Origin of the sequence: Streptomyces sp. NPDC015171 (genome assembly GCF_043079545.1) — a bacterium.
Taxonomy (GTDB): Bacteria; Actinomycetota; Actinomycetes; order Streptomycetales; family Streptomycetaceae; genus Streptomyces.
Genome location: NZ_JBIBUO010000007.1, coordinates 282015 through 303711, shown reverse-complemented (window position 1 = coordinate 303711; position 21697 = coordinate 282015). Strand labels below are relative to the sequence as shown.

General features: G+C 72.3%; 20 protein-coding genes. 13 read left to right on the top strand and 7 right to left on the bottom strand.

All coding sequences use genetic code 11. The features are described 5' to 3' along the window. Nucleotides 1-3 precede the first annotated feature (3 nt). The 3 genes from ACF073_RS21475 to ACF073_RS21465 all read left to right on the top strand — a co-directional run bounded on the left by ACF073_RS21475 (nt 4) and on the right by ACF073_RS21465 (nt 3316). Nucleotides 4-1338, top strand: a complete 1335-nt coding sequence (locus ACF073_RS21475; protein WP_392072474.1) for a sensor histidine kinase — start codon at nt 4-6, stop codon at nt 1336-1338. Beyond that, nucleotides 1335-2000 (top strand): response regulator, encoded by a 666-nt coding sequence (locus ACF073_RS21470; protein ID WP_392072215.1) that lies wholly within the window; start codon nt 1335-1337, stop codon nt 1998-2000. The genes ACF073_RS21475 and ACF073_RS21470 overlap by 4 nt, the downstream gene beginning before the upstream one ends. Before the next feature lie 95 nt (nt 2001-2095). Continuing rightward, on the top strand, nt 2096-3316 hold the full coding sequence (locus ACF073_RS21465; protein ID WP_392072213.1) for a cytochrome P450: 1221 nt from the start codon (nt 2096-2098) through the stop codon (nt 3314-3316). A gap of 172 nt (nt 3317-3488) precedes the next feature. Here the strand turns inward: ACF073_RS21465 and ACF073_RS21460 are convergent, their stop codons facing one another. After that, the gene (locus ACF073_RS21460) at nt 3489-5000 is read right to left on the bottom strand and encodes an APC family permease (RefSeq protein WP_392072212.1); all 1512 of its coding nucleotides are present in this window, start codon (nt 4998-5000) and stop codon (nt 3489-3491) included. A gap of 136 nt (nt 5001-5136) precedes the next feature. Next, the gene (locus ACF073_RS21455) at nt 5137-5973 is read right to left on the bottom strand and encodes a diacylglycerol kinase (protein WP_392072211.1); all 837 of its coding nucleotides are present in this window, start codon (nt 5971-5973) and stop codon (nt 5137-5139) included. A gap of 197 nt (nt 5974-6170) precedes the next feature. On the opposite strand from ACF073_RS21455, the gene ACF073_RS21450 reads away from it, so the two are divergent. Together ACF073_RS21450 and ACF073_RS21445 are read left to right on the top strand one after the other, a co-directional pair. Further along, nucleotides 6171-7454 (top strand): adenylosuccinate synthase, encoded by a 1284-nt coding sequence (locus tag ACF073_RS21450; RefSeq protein ID WP_392072209.1) that lies wholly within the window; start codon nt 6171-6173, stop codon nt 7452-7454. Between the two features lie 82 nt (nt 7455-7536). Continuing rightward, on the top strand, nt 7537-7764 hold the full coding sequence (locus tag ACF073_RS21445; RefSeq protein WP_392072208.1) for a hypothetical protein: 228 nt from the start codon (nt 7537-7539) through the stop codon (nt 7762-7764). Between the two features lie 207 nt (nt 7765-7971). On the opposite strand, the gene ACF073_RS21440 is transcribed toward ACF073_RS21445, so the two are convergent. The 3 genes from ACF073_RS21440 to ACF073_RS21430 all read right to left on the bottom strand — a co-directional run bounded on the left by ACF073_RS21440 (nt 7972) and on the right by ACF073_RS21430 (nt 10946). Continuing rightward, nucleotides 7972-8622 (bottom strand): hypothetical protein, encoded by a 651-nt coding sequence (locus tag ACF073_RS21440; RefSeq protein WP_392072206.1) that lies wholly within the window; start codon nt 8620-8622, stop codon nt 7972-7974. 114 nt (nt 8623-8736) lie between these two features. Continuing rightward, nucleotides 8737-9432, bottom strand: a complete 696-nt coding sequence (locus tag ACF073_RS21435) for a GntR family transcriptional regulator (RefSeq protein WP_392072204.1) — start codon at nt 9430-9432, stop codon at nt 8737-8739. A gap of 155 nt (nt 9433-9587) precedes the next feature. Continuing rightward, complete coding sequence (locus ACF073_RS21430) at nt 9588-10946, bottom strand: aspartate aminotransferase family protein (protein ID WP_392072201.1); 1359 nt, start codon at nt 10944-10946, stop codon at nt 9588-9590. 189 nt (nt 10947-11135) lie between these two features. Here ACF073_RS21430 and ACF073_RS21425 point away from each other — a divergent pair, with 189 nt between their 5' ends. Further along, nucleotides 11136-13115 carry a serine/threonine-protein kinase gene (locus tag ACF073_RS21425; RefSeq protein WP_392072472.1) on the top strand — a complete coding sequence of 660 codons (1980 nt, stop codon included), beginning with the start codon at nt 11136-11138 and terminating at the stop codon, nt 13113-13115. Between the two features lie 107 nt (nt 13116-13222). Here the strand turns inward: ACF073_RS21425 and ACF073_RS21420 are convergent, their stop codons facing one another. Beyond that, nucleotides 13223-13972 (bottom strand): SLATT domain-containing protein, encoded by a 750-nt coding sequence (locus ACF073_RS21420; RefSeq protein WP_392072199.1) that lies wholly within the window; start codon nt 13970-13972, stop codon nt 13223-13225. Between the two features lie 271 nt (nt 13973-14243). On the opposite strand from ACF073_RS21420, the gene ACF073_RS21415 reads away from it, so the two are divergent. The 7 genes from ACF073_RS21415 (at nt 14244) to ACF073_RS21385 (ending at nt 20744) form a co-directional block, all read left to right on the top strand. Then, on the top strand, nt 14244-14585 hold the full coding sequence (locus ACF073_RS21415; protein ID WP_392072198.1) for a YbaB/EbfC family nucleoid-associated protein: 342 nt from the start codon (nt 14244-14246) through the stop codon (nt 14583-14585). A 73-nt stretch (nt 14586-14658) separates the two neighbouring features. Continuing rightward, nucleotides 14659-15258 (top strand): recombination mediator RecR, encoded by a 600-nt coding sequence (gene recR / locus ACF073_RS21410; RefSeq protein WP_030342446.1) that lies wholly within the window; start codon nt 14659-14661, stop codon nt 15256-15258. Then, the gene (locus ACF073_RS21405) at nt 15251-15913 is read left to right on the top strand and encodes a DUF5063 domain-containing protein (RefSeq protein ID WP_392072195.1); all 663 of its coding nucleotides are present in this window, start codon (nt 15251-15253) and stop codon (nt 15911-15913) included. The genes recR and ACF073_RS21405 overlap by 8 nt, the downstream gene beginning before the upstream one ends. A 195-nt stretch (nt 15914-16108) precedes the next feature. After that, a complete protein-coding gene (locus ACF073_RS21400; protein WP_392072194.1) occupies nt 16109-17380 on the top strand; it encodes an aspartate kinase in 1272 nt (423 codons plus the stop codon). Next, on the top strand, nt 17380-18447 hold the full coding sequence (locus ACF073_RS21395; RefSeq protein ID WP_392072192.1) for an aspartate-semialdehyde dehydrogenase: 1068 nt from the start codon (nt 17380-17382) through the stop codon (nt 18445-18447). The genes ACF073_RS21400 and ACF073_RS21395 overlap by 1 nt, the downstream gene beginning before the upstream one ends. Nucleotides 18448-18771: 324 nt before the next feature. After that, complete coding sequence (locus tag ACF073_RS21390; protein WP_392072190.1) at nt 18772-19452, top strand: SigE family RNA polymerase sigma factor; 681 nt, start codon at nt 18772-18774, stop codon at nt 19450-19452. 173 nt (nt 19453-19625) lie between these two features. Then, the gene (locus ACF073_RS21385; protein WP_392072188.1) at nt 19626-20744 is read left to right on the top strand and encodes a hypothetical protein; all 1119 of its coding nucleotides are present in this window, start codon (nt 19626-19628) and stop codon (nt 20742-20744) included. A 57-nt stretch (nt 20745-20801) separates the two neighbouring features. On the opposite strand, the gene ACF073_RS21380 is transcribed toward ACF073_RS21385, so the two are convergent. Then, nucleotides 20802-21590, bottom strand: a complete 789-nt coding sequence (locus ACF073_RS21380) for an SURF1 family protein (protein WP_392072187.1) — start codon at nt 21588-21590, stop codon at nt 20802-20804. Between the last annotated feature and the right edge of the window lie 107 nt (nt 21591-21697).

The following is a 21697-nucleotide window of genomic DNA, read 5'->3' as shown; positions in this document are numbered from 1 at the left end:
CACATGCAGACGACACCGCCGGAGGCGGCCGGCCGGCCGCGCAGCCCGGAGTTCCGGCTGGCCGTCGACGCCCTGCGGGGGCTGCGCCAGGACCTGTTCCACGGGGCCTTCGCCTACCGCCCGATGCCCCGCATGGCCGTCGACGGCCCGCTCACCCGCCGGCTGTCCGGCCGCGCGCGGGAGTACGCGTCCTGGACCCCGCACGCGCTGGTGGCCGGCGCCGGCACGGTGGCGATGCTCGCCAACGCGGCGAGCTTCTCCGAGGGCCGGGTGACCCAGCTGGTGTGCGCGTTGCTCGCGCTGGCCCCGGTGCTGCTGACCCTGGCCCGTCCGGTCGGCGCGTTCTGGCTGTCGCTCGGGGCCACCGCGGTCATCGCGGCGTTCGGTGACTCCTGGGACACCTGGCCGTGGCTGCCGGGCAGCTTCATCTCCCACCTGGCGGTCCTCACGGTCGTGGCGATCCGCACCCGTCCGCGCACCGCGGCCTGGATGTGGCTGCTGACCACGGCGTTCGGCCTGTGGTGCGTGGCCGTCTTCGGCTCCGGCTACTACGACGTCGACGTGGCCCCGATGGCCATCCTCTCCGCGCTGGTCCTGCTGGCCGTCACCGTCCGGCACACCCGGAGGGAGGCCCGGCAGGAGGTGACCGCCCAGCTGACGGTGACCGAGCACGAGCGCTCGCGGCGCACCCTGCTGGAGGAGCGCACGACGATCGCCCGTGAGCTGCACGACGTGGTCGCCCACCACATGTCGGTGGTCGCGATCCAGGCGGAGGCGGCGCCGTACCGGGTGGAGAACCCGCCGCCGGAGCTGGAGAAGGCGTTCGCCACCATCCGGGAGAACGCGGTGGCGGCCCTGACCGAGCTGCGCCGGGTCCTCGGCGTGGTCCGCGCGGAGGACTACGCGGCCCCGGACGCCCCGCAGCCCACCCTGGCCGATCTGGACGGACTGCTCGCCAATGTCCGCGAGGCGGGCCCGGAGGTGGCGAAGGTGGTGACCGGCGCGGTGCGGGAGCTGCCGCAGGGGGTGGAGCTGTCGGCGTACCGCATCGTGCAGGAGGCGCTGAGCAACACCCTGCGGCACGCCCCCGGCGCGGACGCCCGGGTCGAGATCGGCTATGTACTCGGCGGTCTCGGCCTGCGCATAGTCAACGGTCCGCCGCCCAACCCGCAGCTGGTCAAGGCCTCGCCCGGCGCGGGGCACGGCATCACGGGCATGCAGGAGCGCGTGTCGATGCTGAACGGCGAGATGACGGCGGTCCCGGCGGCCGACGGAGGCTATGAGGTGACGGTGTTCCTTCCGGTGCCCGCCGCCGCGGAGACCGAGGGCGCGGCATGACGATCCGCGTGCTGATCGCGGACGACCAGATGATGGTCCGCGAGGGATTCTCGGTCCTGCTGAACGCGATGCCGGGCATCGAGGTCGTCGGCGAGGCCGTCAACGGCCGCGAGGCGGTCGAGCGGGTGCGGGAACTCGCCCCGGACGTGGTCCTGATGGACATCCGCATGCCGGAGCTGAACGGCATCGAGGCGACCCGGGAGATCGTCGCCGCGGACGAGACGGCGAAGGTGCTGGTGCTGACCACGTTCGACCTGGACGAGTACGTGTACCAGGCGCTGCGCGCGGGAGCCTCCGGCTTCCTCCTCAAGGACGCCTCCGCGCGCCAGCTGGCCGACGGGGTACGGGTGGTGGCGGCCGGCGAGGCCCTCCTGGCGCCCACCGTCACCAAGCGGCTCATCACGGAGTTCTCCCGCCTCGCGGACACCCCCAGGCTGGTGCCGGCGGCCCAGGCGGCGTACGGGGAGCTGACGGAACGCGAGACGGAGGTGCTGGTCCTCATCGCGCAGGGCCTGTCCAACGCGGAGATCGCCGGGCGCCTGGTGGTGGCGGAGTCGACGATCAAGACCCATGTGAGCCGGATCCTGGTCAAGCTGGGCCTGCGCGACCGCACCCAGGCGGCGGTGTTCGCGTACGAGGCGAGACTGGTCACTCCGGGCTGACGGGCCGTCCCGCGGGCGTGCGGGGCGGGGGCGTGCGCGCGGTGCGGCGGGGCTGCCCCTGGTCAGGCGGCGGGGTGAGGGGTTAGCGTCCCCGCATGGCAGGCCCCACCGTCCTCGCTTTCGACCCCTGGGACCCGGCGTTCGTCGCCGACCCCTACCCGGCCTACGCCGAACTGCGGGCGCGCGGCCGGGTGATCCGGTACGAGCCGACCGATCAGTGGCTGGTGCCGCGGCACGCGGACGTCTCGGCGCTGCTCCGGGACCGCAGGCTCGGCCGCAGCTATCAGCACCGGTTCGCCCACGAGGAGTTCGGCAGGACCCCGCCCCCCGAGGCGCACGAGCCCTTCCACACCCTCAACGACCACGGGATGCTGGATCTGGAGCCGCCGGACCACACCCGGATCCGGCGCCTGGTGTCGAAGGCGTTCACCCCGCGCACGGTGGAGCGGCTGCGGCCGTATGTGCACGGGCTGGCGAACGACCTGGTCGCCGGCCTGGTCCGGGAGGGCGGCGGCGATCTGCTGACGGACGTGGCCGAGCCGCTGCCGGTGGCGGTGATCGCCGAGATGCTCGGCATCCCCGAGGCGGACCGGGCGCAGCTGCGCCCCTGGTCGGCGGACATCTGCGGGATGTACGAGCTGAACCCGTCCGAGGAGACGGCGCGGCGTGCGGTGCGGGCGTCGCGGGAGTTCTCCGGCTATCTGCGCGAACTGATCGCGGCCCGCCGCGAGGAGCCCGGCGAGGACCTGATCTCGGGCCTGATCGCGGCCCATGACGAGGGCGACCGCCTCACCGAGCAGGAGATGATCTCCACAGCGGTGCTGCTGCTCAACGCGGGGCACGAGGCGACGGTCAACGCCACGGTGAACGGCTGGTGGGCGCTGTTCGCGAACCCCGGCCAGCTCGCCGCCCTGCGCGCCGATCACTCCCTGGTCCCCTCGGCGATCGAGGAGCTGATGCGCTACGACACCCCGCTCCAGCTCTTCGAGCGCTGGGTGCTGGACGACATCGAGATCGACGGCACGACGATTCCCCGGGGCGCCGAGGTCGCCCTGCTCTTCGGTTCCGCCAACCACGACCCGGCCGTCTTCGCCGACCCCGGCCGCCTCGACCTCGCCCGCGCGGACAACCCGCACATCTCCTTCAGCGCCGGCATCCACTACTGCATCGGCGCACCCCTGGCCCGTATCGAACTGGCCGCCTCCATGACGGCCCTGCTCCGCCAGGCCCCCACCCTGACCCTGACGGCAGAACCGGAGCGCACAGCGAACTTCGTCATCAGAGGCTTGCGGAGCCTGCGCGTCACAGTGGCCTGACGCCCTGAAGGGGCGCGGGGAACTGCGCGACAAGCCACCACCCAGCCGCAGCCGCCCGAACCCCGCACAAGGCCCCCCGTACGCCTGCCCCAAGTTGCCCCGTCCCCCGTTCCCCCGCCCCAAGCTGCCCGTCCCGAATTCCCCCGCCCCCGCCCCCGCCCCCGGCGGAGCGTCACCGTTCCTTCGTCTCCTCCAGCACCGTCCGCCCCACCAGCGCATACCGCTCGGGCGCGCGCCGCTTGAGGTACTGGGCGTATCCGACGCCGGTCCCCGCCACCAGCGCCACCAGCCACGGTGTCGCCTTCAGCACCAGCGAGCCGGACTCGGGGCCGGCCGCCACCCCCATGTTGGACACCAGCAGCACGACCACCGCGAGCATCGCGATCCCGCCCAGCAGGGGCGCGGTGAAGGTGCGGAACCAGTGCCGGCTCTCCGGATGGTGCGAGCGGAAGTACGCCAGCACCGCGAACGAGCACACGGCCTGGACGACCAGGATGGCCATGGTGCCGAGGATGGCGAGCAGGACGTACGTCCCGGTGTAGGGGTCCTTGCCCGCGGCCCAGAACGCGCCGACCAGCACCGCGCTGACGGCGGTCTGCACCAGGCCGGCGATGTGCGGGGAGCCGTGCCGGGCGTGGGTGCGCCCGATGGTGTGCCGCAGCGAGGGCACGATGCCCTCCCGGCCCAGGGCGTACAGATAGCGGGCGGCGCAGTTGTGGAAGGCCATGCCGCAGGCCAGCGAGCCGGTGATCATCAGCCACTGCATGACGTCGACCGCCCAGTGGCCGACATAGCGCTCGGTGGGGTTGAAGAACATCGCGAGCGGGTTGGCGGAGGACGCGGCCCGCACCGCCTCCGCCTCGCCGTTGCCGGTGATGGCCATCCAGGACACGAGGACGTAGAAGACCCCGACGCCGAGCACGCTGATCATCGTCGCCTTGGGGATGATCCGCTTGGGGTCGCGGGACTCCTCGCCGTACATCGCCGTCGACTCGAAGCCGACCCAGGACCAGAAGGCGAAGAAGAGCCCGAGGCCGGCGGAGGTGCCCTTGAAGGCGTTGACCGGGTCGACGGGCGCGAAGGTGAAACCGTGCGGCCCGCCCCCGTGCAGGGCGACCGAGACCGCCATGGCCGCCAGCACCGTCACCTCGGTCGCCAACAGCACCACCAGCAGTTTCTCGGCGACGCTCACCCCGAACCAGGTGCCGGTGGCGTTGATCGCGAGCATCAGGACGGCGAAGGCCCACCAGGGCACGTCGAGGCCGGTCTGGTCCTGGAGCGTGGTCGTGGCGAAGGTCGAGAAGATCCCGATCAGCGCGGGCTCGAAGACGACGTACGCGAAGGTGGCGAGCAGCCCGGAGGCCAGCCCGGCGGTGCGTCCGAGGCCGTAGGAGATGAATCCGTAGAAGGCGCCTGTGGAGGTGATGTGTTTCGCCATCGAGGTGAAACCGACGGAAAAGATTGCCAGGACGACCATTGCGACGAGATAGCTCGCGGGCGCCCCGACGCCGTTGCCCGACGACACCATGAAGGGCACGTTGCCGGTCATCGCGGTGATCGGCGCGGCGGTGGCGACCGCCATGAACACCACGCCCAGCAATCCCACGGCATTGGGTTTCAGCCGGTGAACCGGTCCGTCGTCACCGTTCTCGGTCGCCGGGGCGACGCCCTCGTCCACAGCCATCGGGTGGCCCCTTCCCTGTCCTGTCCGTGGGTCCTGATGGAGCAGGATGATGGACGGAGCAGGGGCTCGGGAAGGGGTCGGCGCGGTTAAATATTTGTCACTAGACCTTTAGGAGGGTGGTGTGGCAGGGTGCGGGTCACCGGTCGGCCGGCAGGACGAGCCCCCAGGCTCCCTCCGCCACCCGCCAGGTCCGCCTGCGCACCGGCCCCGAGACCGCCGTGTCCGCCCGGTAGCGGAAGTCGGCCCCGGTGACCGTCACCGTGCGCCCGGCGGCCAGCAGGGGCGTCGCCTCCGCGCCCACCGACAGGGGCCGCACCTCCACCGAGGCCACCCCGTCCGTGCCCGCCGTCACCGACACCCCCTCCACCGGCTGGTCCAGGCCGATCACCGTCTGCCCGTCGACCTCCACCCGGAGCCGGGCCGCGCAGGGCGCGGGCACTCCGGGCAGCCGGACGGGCCGGGACGCGGCCAGGGTGCGCACCAGGGAGCGGTACCAGGTCCGGCCCGGGATCGCCGGCACCGGCTCGGCGTCGGCCGCCCGCACCGGCGGAATGCCCAGCCGCCCGAGGACGACCCCGTCGCTGTCGTCGACCAGCAGGTCGAGGCGGTGCTCGATCCCGTCGAGCACCGCACGCGCCGCCGCCACCGCGCCGCCCGGCACCCCCAGCGACTCGGCGAGCGCCGTGTCCCCCACCGGCACCACCGACAGCGCGCATCCGGCCAGCTCCCGCTGCCGGTGCAGCAGGGTGACGGCCCGCACCAGCGCCGCGCCGTCACCGATGACGACCGGCCGTCTCGAACCCCTCCGGCCCAGTGCGCGGGCGAACTCCTCGGGCCCCTCGGGCAGACACACCTTGGCCGCCGCACCCGCGCTGAGCACGTCTTTCGCGATCCGTACGGCCTCTCCGTCCGTCTGCCGTGCCGCTGGATCGATGATCACAAGCAGCTGATCGGACGTCGCGAAAGTCGCCACCTCGGTCCTGCCTCGCTTCCTCGGGTAGCATCTTTGTGCAAGAGCCCCTTGCGCTATTGCGCCAGGGGCTTCGTCTATTCCGGGGCATCCGGTCCGACGGTTGTGCGACCGATGACGGTCGCGGTGGTACGCGGCGGTGAACCTTACGCCGGGGCCCCCGACCTTGGACATGCCCCGCCCGGAAGGGGTGTACGCGCGTGCCCGCACTTGTGCTGCTCGGTGCTCAGTGGGGTGACGAAGGCAAGGGAAAGGCGACGGACCTGCTCGGTGGTTCCGTCGACTATGTAGTGCGCTATCAGGGCGGCAACAACGCCGGCCACACGGTCGTCGTGGGCGACCAGAAGTACGCACTGCACCTGCTCCCTTCCGGAATCCTCTCGCCCACATGTGTTCCGGTCATCGGCAACGGCGTCGTCGTCGACCCGTCGGTCCTGCTCTCCGAGCTGAGCGGTCTGAACGAGCGTGGCGTCGACACGTCCAAGCTCCTGCTCAGCGGTAACGCGCACATCATCACGCCGTACAACGTGACCGTCGACAAGGTGACGGAACGCTTCCTCGGCAAGCGCAAGATCGGTACGACCGGCCGCGGCATCGGCCCGACCTACGCGGACAAGATCAACCGCGTCGGCATCCGGGTCCAGGACCTCTACGACGAGTCGATCCTGACGCAGAAGGTCGAGGCGGCTCTCGACGTCAAGAACCAGGTCCTCACCAAGCTCTACAACCGGCGCGCGATCGCGGTCGACCAGGTGGTCGAGGAGCTGCTGGGCTACGCCGAGCAGATCAAGCCGTACGTCGCCGACACGGTGCTGGTCCTGAACCAGGCCCTGGAGGACGACAAGGTCGTCCTGTTCGAGGGCGGCCAGGGCACCCTGCTCGACATCGACCACGGCACGTACCCCTTCGTCACCTCCTCGAACCCGACCGCGGGCGGCGCCTGCACCGGCGCCGGCGTGGGCCCGACGAAGATCAGCCGGGTCATCGGCATCCTCAAGGCCTACACGACCCGGGTCGGCGCCGGCCCGTTCCCCACGGAGCTCTTCGACGAGGACGGCGAGGCCCTGCGCCGGATCGGCGGCGAGCGGGGCGTGACGACCGGCCGTGACCGTCGCTGCGGCTGGTTCGACGCGGTCATCGCCCGCTACGCGACCCGCGTGAACGGCCTGACCGACTTCTTCCTCACCAAGCTGGACGTGCTCACCGGCTGGGAGCAGATCCCGGTCTGCGTGGCGTACGAGATCGACGGCAAGCGCGTCGAGGAGCTGCCGTACTCGCAGTCGGACTTCCACCACGCGAAGCCGGTCTACGAGACGCTGCCCGGCTGGTCCGAGGACATCACCAAGGCGAAGTCCTTCTCCGACCTGCCGAAGAACGCGCAGAACTACGTCAAGGCGCTGGAGGAGATGTCCGGCGCCCCGATCTCCGCGATCGGCGTGGGCCCGGGCCGCGACGAGACGATCGAGATCAACTCGTTCCTGTAGGCACCGCGCACGGACGCCCGCCGACCGGCCCTCGGGCTAGATCGGCGGGCGTTTCCGCGTCCCGCGCGGAGACAATCGGTAGATGAGCGACCTCCGGAAGTCGCCATGCCGGGGACCGTACGGCGGTGAGGGCCACCGGGCCGAGGGCACGGACTGCTCCGACCCGGCCGTCTTCGAGGTGGCCCGGCACAACAGGCCCCCGCTGCTCGTGTGCCCGGTACACCTCGGCCCCGCCCTGCTGCTGGCGAGCGGCGTCCTGTGGCCCCCGTCCATCCGCCTCATCGGCCGCCCGCCCGGCCTCCAGGCGTAGCGCGCGCCGCCGCTGCGGTGCGAGCCGCTCGCTCCGCTCACCGTCCAGGCGGTCCTTCGGCCGGCTCCTCCCGGCGGCGTCGCACGTTCTCCCGGGGCCGTCTGCTCGACACGGGCCGACACCTGTGCGTGACGCCTCACCCGGTCCGGCGGGTACTTCGCCGCGGCGGTGCGGAAGGCGGTACCGCCCCGCCGCAGCGCGGTCGCGTCAGCTGAAGACGATCATCGAGCCCTGGGCGAGGGAGCGGGTCGCGGCGGCGTGCAGGCCCAGCCAGACGTGGCGTTCGCGGGCGAACGGGCTCGGGTCGTACGGCGCCGGGACGGCCGGCTCCTCCAGCTCGGTCGGGGCCGCCGGAGGGGTCGGGGCCGCCGGGGGGTTGGCGGGGTCGATGCCGATCGACGGTGCCACGTACTGCAGTTCCCGCAGCAGGCTCTGCGCCGAGCCCAACGGGCCGCCGCCCGCGAGGAGTTCCTCGTTGGACAGCGGGTGCGGGAAGTCCACGGGGACGTACGCGCCCGCGTGGTCGTAGTGCCAGACCAGGTGGGACTGCTGGGCCGTGGACTCGAACATCTCCAGCAGCTGCTCGTAGTCGCCGCCGAGCTCGTCCACCGGCGTCACCGGCAGTCCGCACACCTGCAACAGGTAGACCCGGCGCAGGAAGTGCAGGGCGTCGTAGTCGAAGCCGGCCACCGGGGCGACGTCCCCGGACAGGCCCGGCATGTACTGGTACACCGGCACCGGCGGCAGGCCGGCCTCGGCCAGGGCCTTGTTGTACTGCGCGAGTTCCTCGGCGAAGGGGTTGTCCGGGGTGTGGCACAACACGTCCACGAGCGGTACCAGCCACAGGTCACAGGCCAAAAGAGGGCTCCTCGCATCGGCAGGCGCGTGATCACGCACGGCAGCATGTGGTCAGGGAAGGGTAGTCCGTACCGGCCCGGGGAGGCTCCCCCCTGTACGGGCCGTATCGCTCACTTACCCGTTGGTCAGGTGTTCCAGCAGGGCCAGCGAGTGGGCGTTGGCGTCGGTGACGATCGCGCGGGCGGTCTCGGCCTCGCGCCGGGCCAGCGCGTCCACCAGCTCGGTGTGCCCGGCCCAGAGCCGGCCGCGCAGATCGGGCAGCCGGAGCAGGTGCTGCACCGCGCAGACCCAGGACTGCACGCGCAGCCGGTGCAGGAAGTCGCCGAGGTAGGGGTTGCCGAACAGGGCGCTCAGCTCCCGCCAGAACCGCAGGTCGTAGCCGATGAGGACGGTGAGGTCGCCCGCGGTCGCGGCCCGCTGGGCCTCCTCGCCGCGGCGGCGCACGGTGGCCAGGGCCGCGGCGGTGCGCGGATCGTCCGGCGGGGTGGCGAAGGCCGGGTGGCCGGCGGTGAGGGCCTGGAACATGCCGTCGGTGACCAGGATGCGGGCCTCGATCATGTTCCGGTAGTCGGTGACCGAGTACTCGGGCACCCGGAACCCGCGGTGCTGGTCCGCCTCAAGGATGCCCTGCGCCGACAGGTCGACCAGCGCCTCGCGGACGGGCGTGGCCGAGACGCCGTACTGGTCGGCGATCTCCTTGACGGTGAACGCCCGGCCCGGACGCAGCCGCCCCGCCAGCACCTCGTCACGGAGCGCGTCCGCGATCTGCTGGCGCAGGGTGCTGCGCGTCACGGTGCCGTTGCCGGGCATGGTGCGTGCCTCTCCTCACACGTCCGGGTGACGTACTCGTACGTACGCGCGATCCCCGCGCGTACCTCTTCCTACGAGCACGTCACCTTACGCGTTCGGATCGGCGGGGCGGCAGCCGTGGTTCGCTCACGCCCCGTGACGTCCCGCGCGGATCGTCACACGGTGTATTCGTCCGCCACGGCCAGGGCGGCGTCGAGCGCGGCCAGGCCCTCCTTCAGCTCGGCCTCGGTGACGTTGCACGGCGGGACGACGTGCGTGCGGTTCATGTTCACGAAGGGCCACACGCCGTGCTTCTTGGCGGCGGCGGCGAACGCGGCCATGGGGGCGTTGGCCTCGCCGGCCGCGTTGTACGGCACCAGCGGCTCCCGGGTCTCCCGGTTCTTCACCAGGTCCAGCGCCCAGAACATGCCGACGCCGCGCACCTCGCCGACGCTCGGGTGCCGCTCGGCCAGCTCCGCGAGGCCGGGGCCGACGACGCTCTCGCCGAGCCGCCTGGCGTTGTCGACCACGCCCTCCTCCGCCATCACGTTGATCGTGGCGACGGCGGCGGCGCAGGCGAGCGGGTGCCCGGAGTAGGTGAGACCGCCGGGGTACGGGCGCTTGCCGAAGGTCTCCGCGATCTTCCCCGAGACGGCCACACCACCGAGCGGCACATAACCCGAGTTCACGCCCTTGGCGAAGGTCATCAGGTCCGGTACGACACCGAACAGGTCGGCGGCGAACCACTCACCGGTGCGGCCGAAGCCGGCCATGACCTCGTCCAGGACGAAGACGATCCCGTACTTGTCGCACAGCTCGCGCACCCCGGCCAGATAGCCCGGCGGCGGGACCATGATCCCGGCGGTGCCGGGCACGGTCTCCAGGATGATCGCGGCGATCGTCCCCGGGCCCTCGAAGGCGATCGTCGTCTCCAGGTGCTCCAGGGCCCGCGCGGTCTCCTGCTCCTCGGTCTCGGCGTAGAAGCGGGAGCGGTAGAGGAAGGGCGCCCAGAAGCGGACGACACCGGCCGCGCCGCTGTCGGAGGCCCAGCGCCGCGGGTCGCCGGTGAGGTTGACGGCCTGCTGGGTGCCGCCGTGGTACGAGCGGTACGCCGAGAGCACCTTGGTGCGGCCCGTGTGCAGCCGGGCCATGCGCACCGCGTGCTCGACGGCGTCGGCGCCGCCGTTGGTGAAGAAGATCTTGTCCAGGTCGCCGGGGGTCCGCTCGGCGATCAGCCGGGCCGCCTCCGAGCGCGCCTCGACGGCGAACGCGGGCGCGAACGTCGTCATCCTCGCGGCCTGCTCCTGGATCGCCGCGACGACCTTGGGGTGCTGGTAGCCGATGTTGGTGAAGACGAGTCCGCTGGTGAAGTCCAGGTACCGGTTGCCGTCGTAGTCCCAGAAGTACGACCCCTCGGCGCCGGCGACGGCGAGCGGGTCGATGAGGTCCTGGGCGGACCAGGAGTGGAAGACGTGCGCACGGTCCGCGGCCTTCACTGCGGCGCCGGCTTCGGGGCTGGTGGGCTGAGGGGTCATGCCGGTGAGGGTAAATGTCCGCGATGCGGAAGCGACATCGGCGTCTTGTTCCGTGGACGGGAGGAATCCGCGACAGGTTGTCCACAGGCGGGCCCGTTACGGAACCGTAGACACAGGCCCGGGCCAGCGGTCGTATCACCACACTATTCTCGGTCGGTGCAGACCTATGGGGGGGAAGGCGGCGCGGGGATGGAGAAGCTGGGACCGGGGGATCCACAGCAGATCGGGTCCTACCGGCTGCTGGCGCGGCTCGGCGCGGGCGGCATGGGACACGTCTATCTGGCCCGCTCGGACCGGGGGCGGACCGTCGCCGTGAAGCTCGTCCGCCGGGAGCTGGCCGAGCAGGAGGAGTTCCGGGCGCGGTTCCGGCAGGAGGTGCGGGCCGCGCGGCGGGTCGGCGGGTACTGGACGGCACCCGTGCTGGGCGCCGACCCCGAGGCGGCCGTGCCGTGGGTGGCGACCGGGTACGTGGCCGGGCCGAGCCTGCACCAGGTCGTCGGGCAGGACCACGGGGCGCTGCCCGAGCGGTCGGTGCGGATCCTGGCGGCGGGGCTCGCGCACGCGCTGAAGGACATCCACGCGGCCGGGATCGTGCACCGGGACCTCAAGCCGTCGAACGTGCTGGTGACCATCGACGGGCCCCGCGTGATCGACTTCGGGATCGCGCGGGCGCTGGAGACGACGGCCGCCGGCGGGGAGGGGCTCACCCGGACCGGGTCGCTCGTCGGGTCGCCCGGCTTCATGGCGCCCGAGCAGGTGCGGGGCGACCGGATCACGCCGGCCTGCGACGTGTTCTGCCTCGGGTCCGTGCTCGCCTACGCTGCGACCGGGGCGCTGCCCTTCGGCAACGCCGACAGCGGGGCGCACGCGCTGATGTTCCGCATAGCCCAGGAGGAGCCGGACCTGACCGGGGTGCCGGAGGGGATGGCCGACCTGGTGCGGGACTGCCTGCGCAAGGACCCGGCGGCCCGGCCCTCGCTGGACACGATCCTGGAGCGGACCGGGGTGGAGGACACCGTGGCCGAGGGGCGCTCCCGGGACCCCTGGCTGCCCGGCTCCCTGGTCGCCCAGCTCGGCAGACACGCCGTACAGCTGCTGGAGGTCGAGAACCCGGAGGGGGGTTCTTCGGCGCCGGGGGCCGACGCGCCGTCGGCGGGTGCCGGGGCCGGTGCCGCTGTCGGTGCGGCCGGGCGGTCCGTCGCGGGAGGCGGGGGGTCGCCCGAGCACGCCGCCGTGTCCGACGGAGGGCCGGCCGGGGACCGCCGGCCGCCCGCCGCCGCCCCCGCCCGGACTCAGCCGCCCCGCGCGCCGCAGGCGCCTCCCGCATTCGGGGCCGCGCCGGGAGCGGCGTACGGGAACGCCGCGTACCCCCAGCAGCACCCGCACCTCCCCCAGCTGCCGTCACAGCCACCCCAGCAGTACCCGCAGCCGTCCCGGCAGCAGCCGCCCCAGCACGCCGCCTACGGGTTCCCGCAGCAGGCCGGCGGCGGTGCCTGGGGCGGGGGACCGCAGCCGTACAACCCGTACGCCGGCGGCGGGCTCGGATCCACCCCGCCCTACGGGCCGACGACCGTCGGTGCGCCCGGGGAGCCGGAGCCGCGCAACCCGCGGTCCACCGCGCTGCTCATCGTGGTCGCGCTGGTCGTGGCGCTGGGCGCGGGCGGTTCGGTGTACGCGCTGATGACGAAGGGCGGCGGCACCGAGGAGCGGGGCGGCGGCCCGGCGCCCACCGCCTCCGCCGGCTCGCCGGCCGGCTCCGGCGGTCCCACGCCGACCGGCTCGGCGCCCTCCCCGTCCGCCTCCGCCACGCCCGGGACGATCCCGGCCGGCTATCTGGGCACCTGGCGGACGAGCCTCGACAACGCGAGCGGAACGAACACCCGCGAACTGACCATCCGCCAGGGCGGGGTGGGCGAGCCGGTGCTGACGCTGGTCGCGGACGGCCCCACCGACGGCGGCGGGTCGTACCACTGTGTCTTCGCGGCGAATCTCGCCGAACGGCCCGGCAGCGGCGGCCCGCTGGAGATCGGACCGTCCTTGGTCACCAGCGGCGAGCCCGCCTCGGCCTGCACCCCGGGTGAGGCCACCGAGGTCACGCTGCTGCCGGACGGTCGGCTGAAGCGGGCGAAAGCCGGCGGCGGGGAGAGCCTGACGTACACCAGGCGGTGAGCGTCCTGCGGCCGGCACCCCGGCCGCGAGCTGTGCGCGTGGCCCCGGGCCCGCGTGACCCCGGGCCCGTGTGCCCCCGGGCCCGCGTGGACCTCGGGACCGCGCGGCTAGCGCGGCTCCGGCGGCCGTTGCCGGGGCATGTTCGGGCGGCTCCCGTTCGCCGGCGGCAGGGGGAAGCGGCCCGCCGCGCCCCCGGCCTCCTGCCGCGGCACCGACGCCACCGCCGTCTGGATGCCCAGCGGCGCCGAACCCGTCCGGAACTCCACCATCCAGTCCGTCGTCTCCGTGCGGACCAGCTCCGTGATGTCCTCCGAGAAGCGCCGCAGCACCGAAAGGCACCGCTCGGCCGCCTCGCTCGCCGTGCCCTCCGCCGGGCCCAGCACCTCCCGCACGCTCTCCGACGCCCAGTCGAACTGGAGCGCCTGGAGCCTGCGCTGCACCGCCTGTGCGGTGGCGACGTCCCTCATCCAGCCGGACGTGACCCCGAAGTACCGGTCGATGCCGACGCAGGCGACCGCGAGCAGCACCGCCGGGCAGCCCCAGGGGGCCGCTCCGCCGGCCGCCCCGGTGAGATCCAGCAGGGGCAGCGCCGCCCCGGCCACCGCACCGGAGGCCGCCCCGACCCGCAGCACGCGCGCCCCGCGCCGCTTCCAGACCCGGTCCCGCAGATACCAGGCCGCCGTCTCCAGGGCCCGCCGCTCCACCCACCGGTACAGCTCGTCCAGCCGCTCCGCGGGCTCGCCCCAGTCCCCGAGCGGGAAGGACCGCCCGGTCAGATCGCCCGGCCGCAGACCGGCCGCACCCTCGCCCCGCCCGTCCTGAGGCGGACCCTCGGGCTGCATCTCCGGCTGACCCACCCGGCACTCCCTACTGATCACGACCGGTCACGTTGCGTGACATTCCATGCCGACGCGCGGGCACCTTCCTACCGCCCAATGGGTGGCGGAGAGGGAGCTTTCCCGACTTTTCCGCCCGGAAGAGGGCCTTGATCAGGTATAGGCCACTCGTCATTCTCACTCGAAAGAGTGGCGGGGCAGTGGCCGCGTGGACCACGTAGGCTCGTTGACGACGGAGAACAGCGTCGGATCCGACGACGGACGACGACGCGGAAGACGCGAGGAGCTGATCGTGATCCCCGGTGGCCAGCCCAACATGCAGCAGTTGCTCCAGCAGGCCCAGAAGATGCAGCAGGACCTGCAGCGGGCGCAGGAGGAACTGGCGGACACGGAGGTCGACGGGCAGGCCGGCGGCGGCCTGGTGACGGCCACCGTGACCGGTGCCGGTGAACTGCGCTCCCTGAAGATCGACCCCAAGGCGGTGGACCCGGAGGACACCGAGACCCTCGCCGACCTGGTCGTCGCGGCCGTCCAGGCGGCCAACGAGAACGCGCAGGCGCTCCAGCAGCAGAAGCTCGGCCCGCTGGCCCAGGGGCTCGGCGGCGGCAGCGGCATCCCGGGTCTGCCGTTCTGACGCCGCCGCCTTCCGGGCGAGGGCGCGAGCCGACTACCGTACGTACCGAAAGGTCTCCAGGAAGGGCAATCCGTTGTACGAAGGCGTGGTCCAGGACCTCATCGACGAGCTGGGGCGGCTGCCCGGCGTCGGTCCCAAGAGCGCGCAGCGGATCGCCTTCCACATCCTGCAGGCCGAGCCGACGGACGTGAAGCGGCTCGCGCAGGCGCTCCTGGAGGTGAAGGCGAAGGTCCGCTTCTGTGCGACCTGCGGCAACGTGGCGCAGGAGGAGCTGTGCGGCATCTGCCGCGACCCGCGCCGCGACCCCTCCGTCATCTGCGTGGTGGAGGAGCCGAAGGACGTCGTCGCCATCGAGCGCACCCGCGAGTTCCGGGGCCGCTACCACGTGCTCGGCGGCGCGATCAGCCCGATCGAGGGCGTGGGTCCCGACGACCTGCGTATACGGGAACTTCTCGCACGGTTGGCCGACGGGACGGTCACGGAGCTGATCCTGGCCACGGACCCGAATCTGGAAGGCGAGGCGACGGCGACGTACCTCGCCCGCATGATCAAGCCCATGGGCCTGAAGGTCACCCGCCTGGCCAGCGGCCTCCCGGTGGGTGGCGACCTGGAATACGCGGACGAGGTGACCCTCGGCCGCGCCTTCGAGGGGAGACGACTCCTAGATGTCTGACGCCACGCTGCACGCCTCGTCGCAGAACCCGGACGACTTCGCGGTCCAGGTCGCGGACCAGGTCGAGAGCTTCCTGGTGGCCGTCACGGAGGTGGCGAGAGGGGACGAGCCCGGCTCGACGGTCCCCTTCCTCCTCCTGGAGGTCTCCCAGCTCCTGCTGGCCGGCGGCCGTCTCGGCGCCCATGAGGACATCGTTCCCGACGAGCGCTACGAGCCCGACCTGGGCCCCGAGCCGGACGTGGACGAGCTGCGGGAGAACTTCGCCCGGCTGCTGGAGCCGGTCGACGTCTACTCGGAGGTCTTCGACCCGTACGAGCCGCGCAGGCTCCCGGTGCCGGCCCGGATCTCCGACGATCTCGCCGACATCATCACCGACCTGAGGCACGGCATGGCCCACTACCGGGCGGGCCGCACCACCGAGGCCCTGTGGTGGTGGCAGTTCTCCTACTTCTCCAACTGGGGCTCCACCGCCTCCGCGGTGCTGCGCGCGCTGCAGTCCGTCCTCATCCACGTCCGCCTGAACCAGCCCCTGGAGGAGCTGGACGGCCTCGACACGGACCAGACCACCATGGGCGACGAGACCCTGGAGTTCGAGGCGGGCCGGGTCATGGCCGAGGAGATCGGCACCCCGCTGGGAATCCGGCAGGGGAAGTAGCCGCCGCCGGGCGGCCGTGACTGTGACCCGGGGCACTTTCCCGCGTGGTACGGCGGAGGCTGGGCAGGTGCCGGACGCGGGCGTCCGAGGGCCCGCCGGCCCGGTGCCGCATGTCTCACCATGCGGGAGCAGGGCGGTGGAATTCGGACGCTCGTTAGACTGAGCCGACATAAACGAACCGAGCGAGGAGCGCACGTGGGCCTTGTCGTGCAGAAGTACGGAGGCTCCTCCGTAGCCGATGCCGAGGGCATCAAGCGCGTCGCCAAGCGGATCGTGGAAGCGAAGAAGAACGGCAACCAGGTTGTCGTCGTCGTTTCCGCGATGGGCGACACGACGGACGAGCTGATCGATCTCGCCGAGCAGGTCTCTCCCATGCCTGCCGGGCGCGAATTCGACATGCTGCTGACCGCCGGAGAGCGGATCTCCATGGCGCTGCTGGCGATGGCGATCAAAAACCTGGGCCACGAGGCGCAGTCCTTCACCGGCAGCCAGGCAGGCGTCATCACCGACTCGGTCCACAACAAAGCCCGGATCATCGACGTCACGCCGGGCCGGATCCGCGACTCCCTGGACAGGGGCAACATCGCGATCGTCGCCGGATTCCAGGGCGTCAGCGCCGACAAGAAGGACATCACCACGCTCGGCCGCGGTGGGTCCGACACGACGGCCGTGGCACTGGCCGCCGCGCTCGACGCCGAGGTCTGCGAGATCTACACCGACGTCGACGGCGTGTTCACCGCCGACCCGCGCGTGGTGAAGAAGGCGAAGAAGATCGACTGGATCTCCTTCGAGGACATGCTGGAGCTGGCGGCCTCCGGCTCCAAGGTGCTCCTCCACCGCTGTGTGGAGTACGCCCGCCGCTACAACATCCCGATCCACGTCCGGTCCAGCTTCAGCGGACTGCAAGGCACGTGGGTCAGCAGTGAGCCGATTGGGGACATGAAGGTGGAGCAGGCGATCATCTCCGGTGTCGCGCACGACACCTCCGAGGCCAAGGTCACGGTCGTCGGTGTGCCGGACAAGCCGGGCGAGGCCGCCGCGATCTTCCGGACCATCGCCGATGCCGAGATCAACATCGACATGGTCGTGCAGAACGTGTCCGCCGCCTCCACCGGTCTGACGGACATCTCCTTCACCCTGCCGAAGACCGAGGGCCGCAAGGCCATCGACGCGCTGGAGAAGAACCGTCCCGGCATCGGCTTCGACTCGCTGCGCTACGACGACCAGATCGGCAAGATCTCCCTGGTCGGCGCCGGTATGAAGACCAACCCGGGCGTCACCGCCTCCTTCTTCGAGGCGCTGAGCAACGCGGGTGTGAACATCGAGCTGATCTCCACCTCCGAGATCCGTATCTCGGTCGTCACGCGCGCCGACGACGTGCCGGAGGCGGTGCGCGCCGTGCACACCGCGTTCGGGCTCGACTCCGACACCGACGAGGCCGTCGTGTACGGAGGCACGGGCCGCTGATGGCACCGACCGGGAAGCCGACGCTCGCGGTCGTGGGGGCGACCGGAGTCGTCGGCGCGGTCATGCTCCAGATCCTGTCCCAGCGGGCGGACATCTGGGGCGAGATCCGGCTGATCGCCTCCCCGCGCTCGGCCGGCCGCAAGCTGGCCGTGCGCGGGGCGGAGGTCGAGGTGACGGCCCTGACGGAGGACGCCTTCGCCGGGGTCGACATCGCGCTGTTCGACGTCCCGGACGAGGTCGCCGCCGAATGGGCGCCGGTCGCCGCGGCGCGCGGCGCCGTCGTGATCGACAACTCCGGCGCCTTCCGGCTGGACCCGGACGTGCCGCTCGTCGTCCCCGAGGTCAACGCGCACGCGGTACGGTCCCGCCCGCGCGGGATCGTCGCCAACCCCGGCTGCACGACCCTGACGATGATCGTCGCCCTGGGCGCGCTGCACGCCGAGTTCGGGCTGCGGGAGCTGGTGGTCTCCTCGTACCAGGCGGTGAGCGGGGCCGGGCGGGCCGGTGTGGAGACGCTGCGCGCCCAGCTGTCCCTGGTCGCCGGAACCGAGCTGGGCACCACCCCCGGGGACGTGCGGCGGGCCGTCGGGGACGACACCGGGCCGTTCCCGGATCCGGTCGCGCTCAATGTCGTCCCGTGGGCCGGGTCGCTGCGCGAGGACGGCTGGTCGTCGGAGGAGATGAAGGTCCGCGACGAGTCCCGGAAGATCCTCGGCCTGCCGAAGCTGCCGGTCGCCGTGACCTGTGTGCGGGTGCCGGTGATCACCACCCACTCGCTGACCGTCCACGCCCGCTTCCAGCGCGAGGTCGGCGTCGACGGCGCCCGCGAGATCCTCGCCACCGCGCCGGGCGTGGTGCTCTGCGACGATCCGGCCGCGGGCGAGTTCCCCACCCCCGCCGATGTGGTGGGCACCGACCCGACCTGGGTCGGCCGGCTGCGGCGGGCCCTGGACGACCCGACCGCGCTCGAACTCTTCGTGTGCGGCGACAACCTGCGCAAGGGCGCCGCGCTGAACTGCGTGCAGATCGCGGAACTCGTCGCGGCCGGGACGACCGGCCCCGCATAGGCGGTTTGTAGGACCTGTGTAAGAAGTGTGGCCGGGAGCATGGTCCAATCCACTTGAACCGTCCCCCTGGGCTGACAGAGGATTTCACTCCCCGCCTTCCGCAACCGTACGGAGGGCGGGGAGCGTCTTTGCGGTCACCCTTGCGGGGCCTGGGGACGTGATGATCCTGGCGTGGGGACGCCGTGATCGGGGCGTGGGGACGCCCGTTCAAATGGGACATAAGGGAAGAGCGGGACGCATGACGGCACTTGAGGCACGGCCGGTTGTCGCACATGTGACGCCCGGCACGTACAACCCCGGAGGGGGGAAGCGTGTCCAACTGGCGTGGCAGAGGTACTCGAACTCAGTGTGGCCCGCGGCGGTACGGCCCTGCGGCCCCGTGCGGCGCTCCGGCCCCGCACGCCCGGCGGCATGCCGGTGATCGCGCCCATGCCCGCAGCGCGGCCCGCCCGCATTCCCAGTCAGCGTGACGGCGCCGAGGACTCCGCGGGCTCCGTGGCGACCGAGGCGGCCGGCACGACCGTCGACCACCTCACCGAGACCTACCGGGCGCACTACCGCTCGCTGCTGGGTCTCGCCGCCCTCCTCCTCGACGACACCGCCTCCTGCGAGGACGTCGTCCAGGAGGCCTTCATCCGCGTCCACTCCGCGCGCAAGCGGGTCCGCGACCCCGAGAAGACCCTCGCCTATCTGCGGCAGACGGTCGTCAACCTCTCCCGGTCCACGCTGCGCCGGCGCATCCTCGGCCTGAAGCTCCTCTCCAAGCCGATGCCCGACATGGCGAGCGCGGAAGAGGGCGCCTACGACCAGCTGGAGCGCCGCGACCTCATCAAGGCGATGAAGGGCCTCCAGCGCCGCCAGCGCGAGGTCCTCGTCCTGCGCTACTTCGCGGACATGACCGAGGCCCAGGTCGCCGAGACGCTCGGCATATCCCTGGGCTCGGTGAAGGCGTACGGCTCGCGGGGCATCGCGGCGCTGCGGGTCGTCATGGAGGCATCGGCATGAGCGGCAACGCCGAGGAGGGCGATCCACATGACAGTGACCCCCGTGAGCGCCACTCCCCTGACAGCCATTCCCATGAACCCCACTCCCATGAACGTCACGAGCCCTACGCCTGGCACGAGCCGACAGGGCGCGACGGGCAAGAGCACACGCAATCGCACGCTGGGAACGGAACTGTGAACCACGGCCCCGAAGGCAAGGGCCCCGAGCGGCGCGGCCCGGGCATCGACGGACTCGACGGACTCGACGGATGCGACGGGCTCGACGAACTCGACGGGCTCGGCTCGGACGAGCTGGCCCTGCGCCGCCTGCTGCACTCGGCGGTCGACGACGTCGAACCGCGCACCGGCACCCTGGAGCATCTGCGCCGGGCCGTCCCCGCACGCCGCGCCCGCAAGCGGCAGGCGGTGGTCGGCATGGCCGCCGCGGCCCTGTTCATCGGCACCGCGATCCCCGCTCTCGTGCACGTCTCGCACGCCGGCGGCTCCGACCCCAACACCGCCATGGCCGGCCAGTCCTCCCAGGCCCAGGGCGGCACCGGCCAGGGCAAGGACAAGAACGTCGGCAAGGGCGGCGAGAAGGACCACGGGAGCACGTCGGTCAAGCCGGGCAAGGAGCACGGCAAGGGCGGCAAGAAGGACCAGAAGGGCACCAGCGGCGGCGGCTCCGCCGGCGGCGCCGACCCCTCCGCCACCCTGTCCTCGGGCACCCCGGTGTGCACGGCGGCCCAGCTGGGCTCGGCCACCGGCACCGCCAACGCCCCGGACACCGCCGGGGTCGTCTACGGCACCTTCCGCGTCACCAACACCTCGGGCGCCGCCTGCACCGTGGCCGGCGCGGGTTCCGTCACGCCGGTCGCCCAGGGCGCCGCCGACCCGGCCAAGATCGTCTCGGCCCGGCACGCGGCCGGGGACGCGGCGACCTCGCTGCCCGACCCGTCCCTGGAAGTCACCACGCTGGTCCTGCAGCCCGGCGAGGCGTACGTGGAGCAGTTCGCCTTCGTGCCCTCGGAGACCTGTCCCACCACCGGCGGCGGCAGCACGGGAGGCTCCGACACGGGCGGTGCGACGCCGGATCCGTCGACCACCCCGGACCCGGCTGCCTCCGGCGGCTCGACCGACACCGGCAGCGCGACGACGGGCACGACCACCCAGCTGGTCACCGAGGACGGCACGGCCGACGGCAGCGTCGCGGTCACCCACACGGCGGAGGGCGGCGCACCGACGGCCACGGCGGTGGTCCCGGGGGCGTGCGCCGGGACGGTGTACTACACCGGGGTGCTGGCCGGGGTCTGACGCGCCCGTGGGGCGTCAGACCCGCCCCCGGACGCCCCCGGCCACTGCCGGCGCCGGTCAGGCGCTCGGGCTCGCCACCGCCGCCTGCTCCTTCGCCGCCTCTTCCTCCGGCACCAGGCCCAGCGCGGCGTCCCGCTGGAACTCCAGCTCCCGCCGCATCAGCCGGAACCACATGAACACCACGAACCCGGCGAAGACGAACCACTCGCCGGTGTAACCGAGGTTCTGGAACGCCTTCAGATCGAGCCCCGAACCCTGCGGCGCGGCGGCGGGCACGGCCGTCATCCCGGCATCGGCCTTGTCCAGCGTGATCCACGCGTCGTACAGCTTGTACGGCACCAGGTTCACCAGCGACGCCGAGCTGATCGCGGCCGTCTGCCCGGCCGGGAGCCCGCTGTCCCCCGGCGCCTCGGACGCCTGCAGCGCACCGGTGACGGTGACCTCCCCGGCGGGCGCCGCGGGAGCCTTGGCCGCGTCCGCCGTGCCCGGCAGCCACCCCCGCACCACGGGCAGCGCCTTGCCGGAATCGGTGCGCAGCAGGGTGAGGACGTAGAAGCCGTTCTTGCCGTCAAGCTCCCGGCCGGGCACCAGCAGCTGCTCGCCGTACCGCCCGGTGGCGCTGGCCCGCCGCCCCGAGGTGCTCTTGTCGACGGGCAGCAGCGACCGCAGCGGGCGCGCGGCCTCGTGCCGGTCGGCGGTGGCCTGCTCGGTCAGGGTGCGGTGGTCCTGCACCCGGCCCTCGAACCGGCTCAGCTGCCACGACCCCATGAAGACGCAGAAGGGGATGGCGAGCAGCACGAAAACGTTGATGCCCCACCAGCGGGGTGTCAGCAGAAAGCGGTACACACCCCCACGGTACGGCGCCCGGCCGCGCGCTCCGGCCGGGGGGCGGCCCTTGCGCGCGCCTCCGGGCGGCCCGGGACACGGAAGTTATCCACAGGCTGCGCACACCC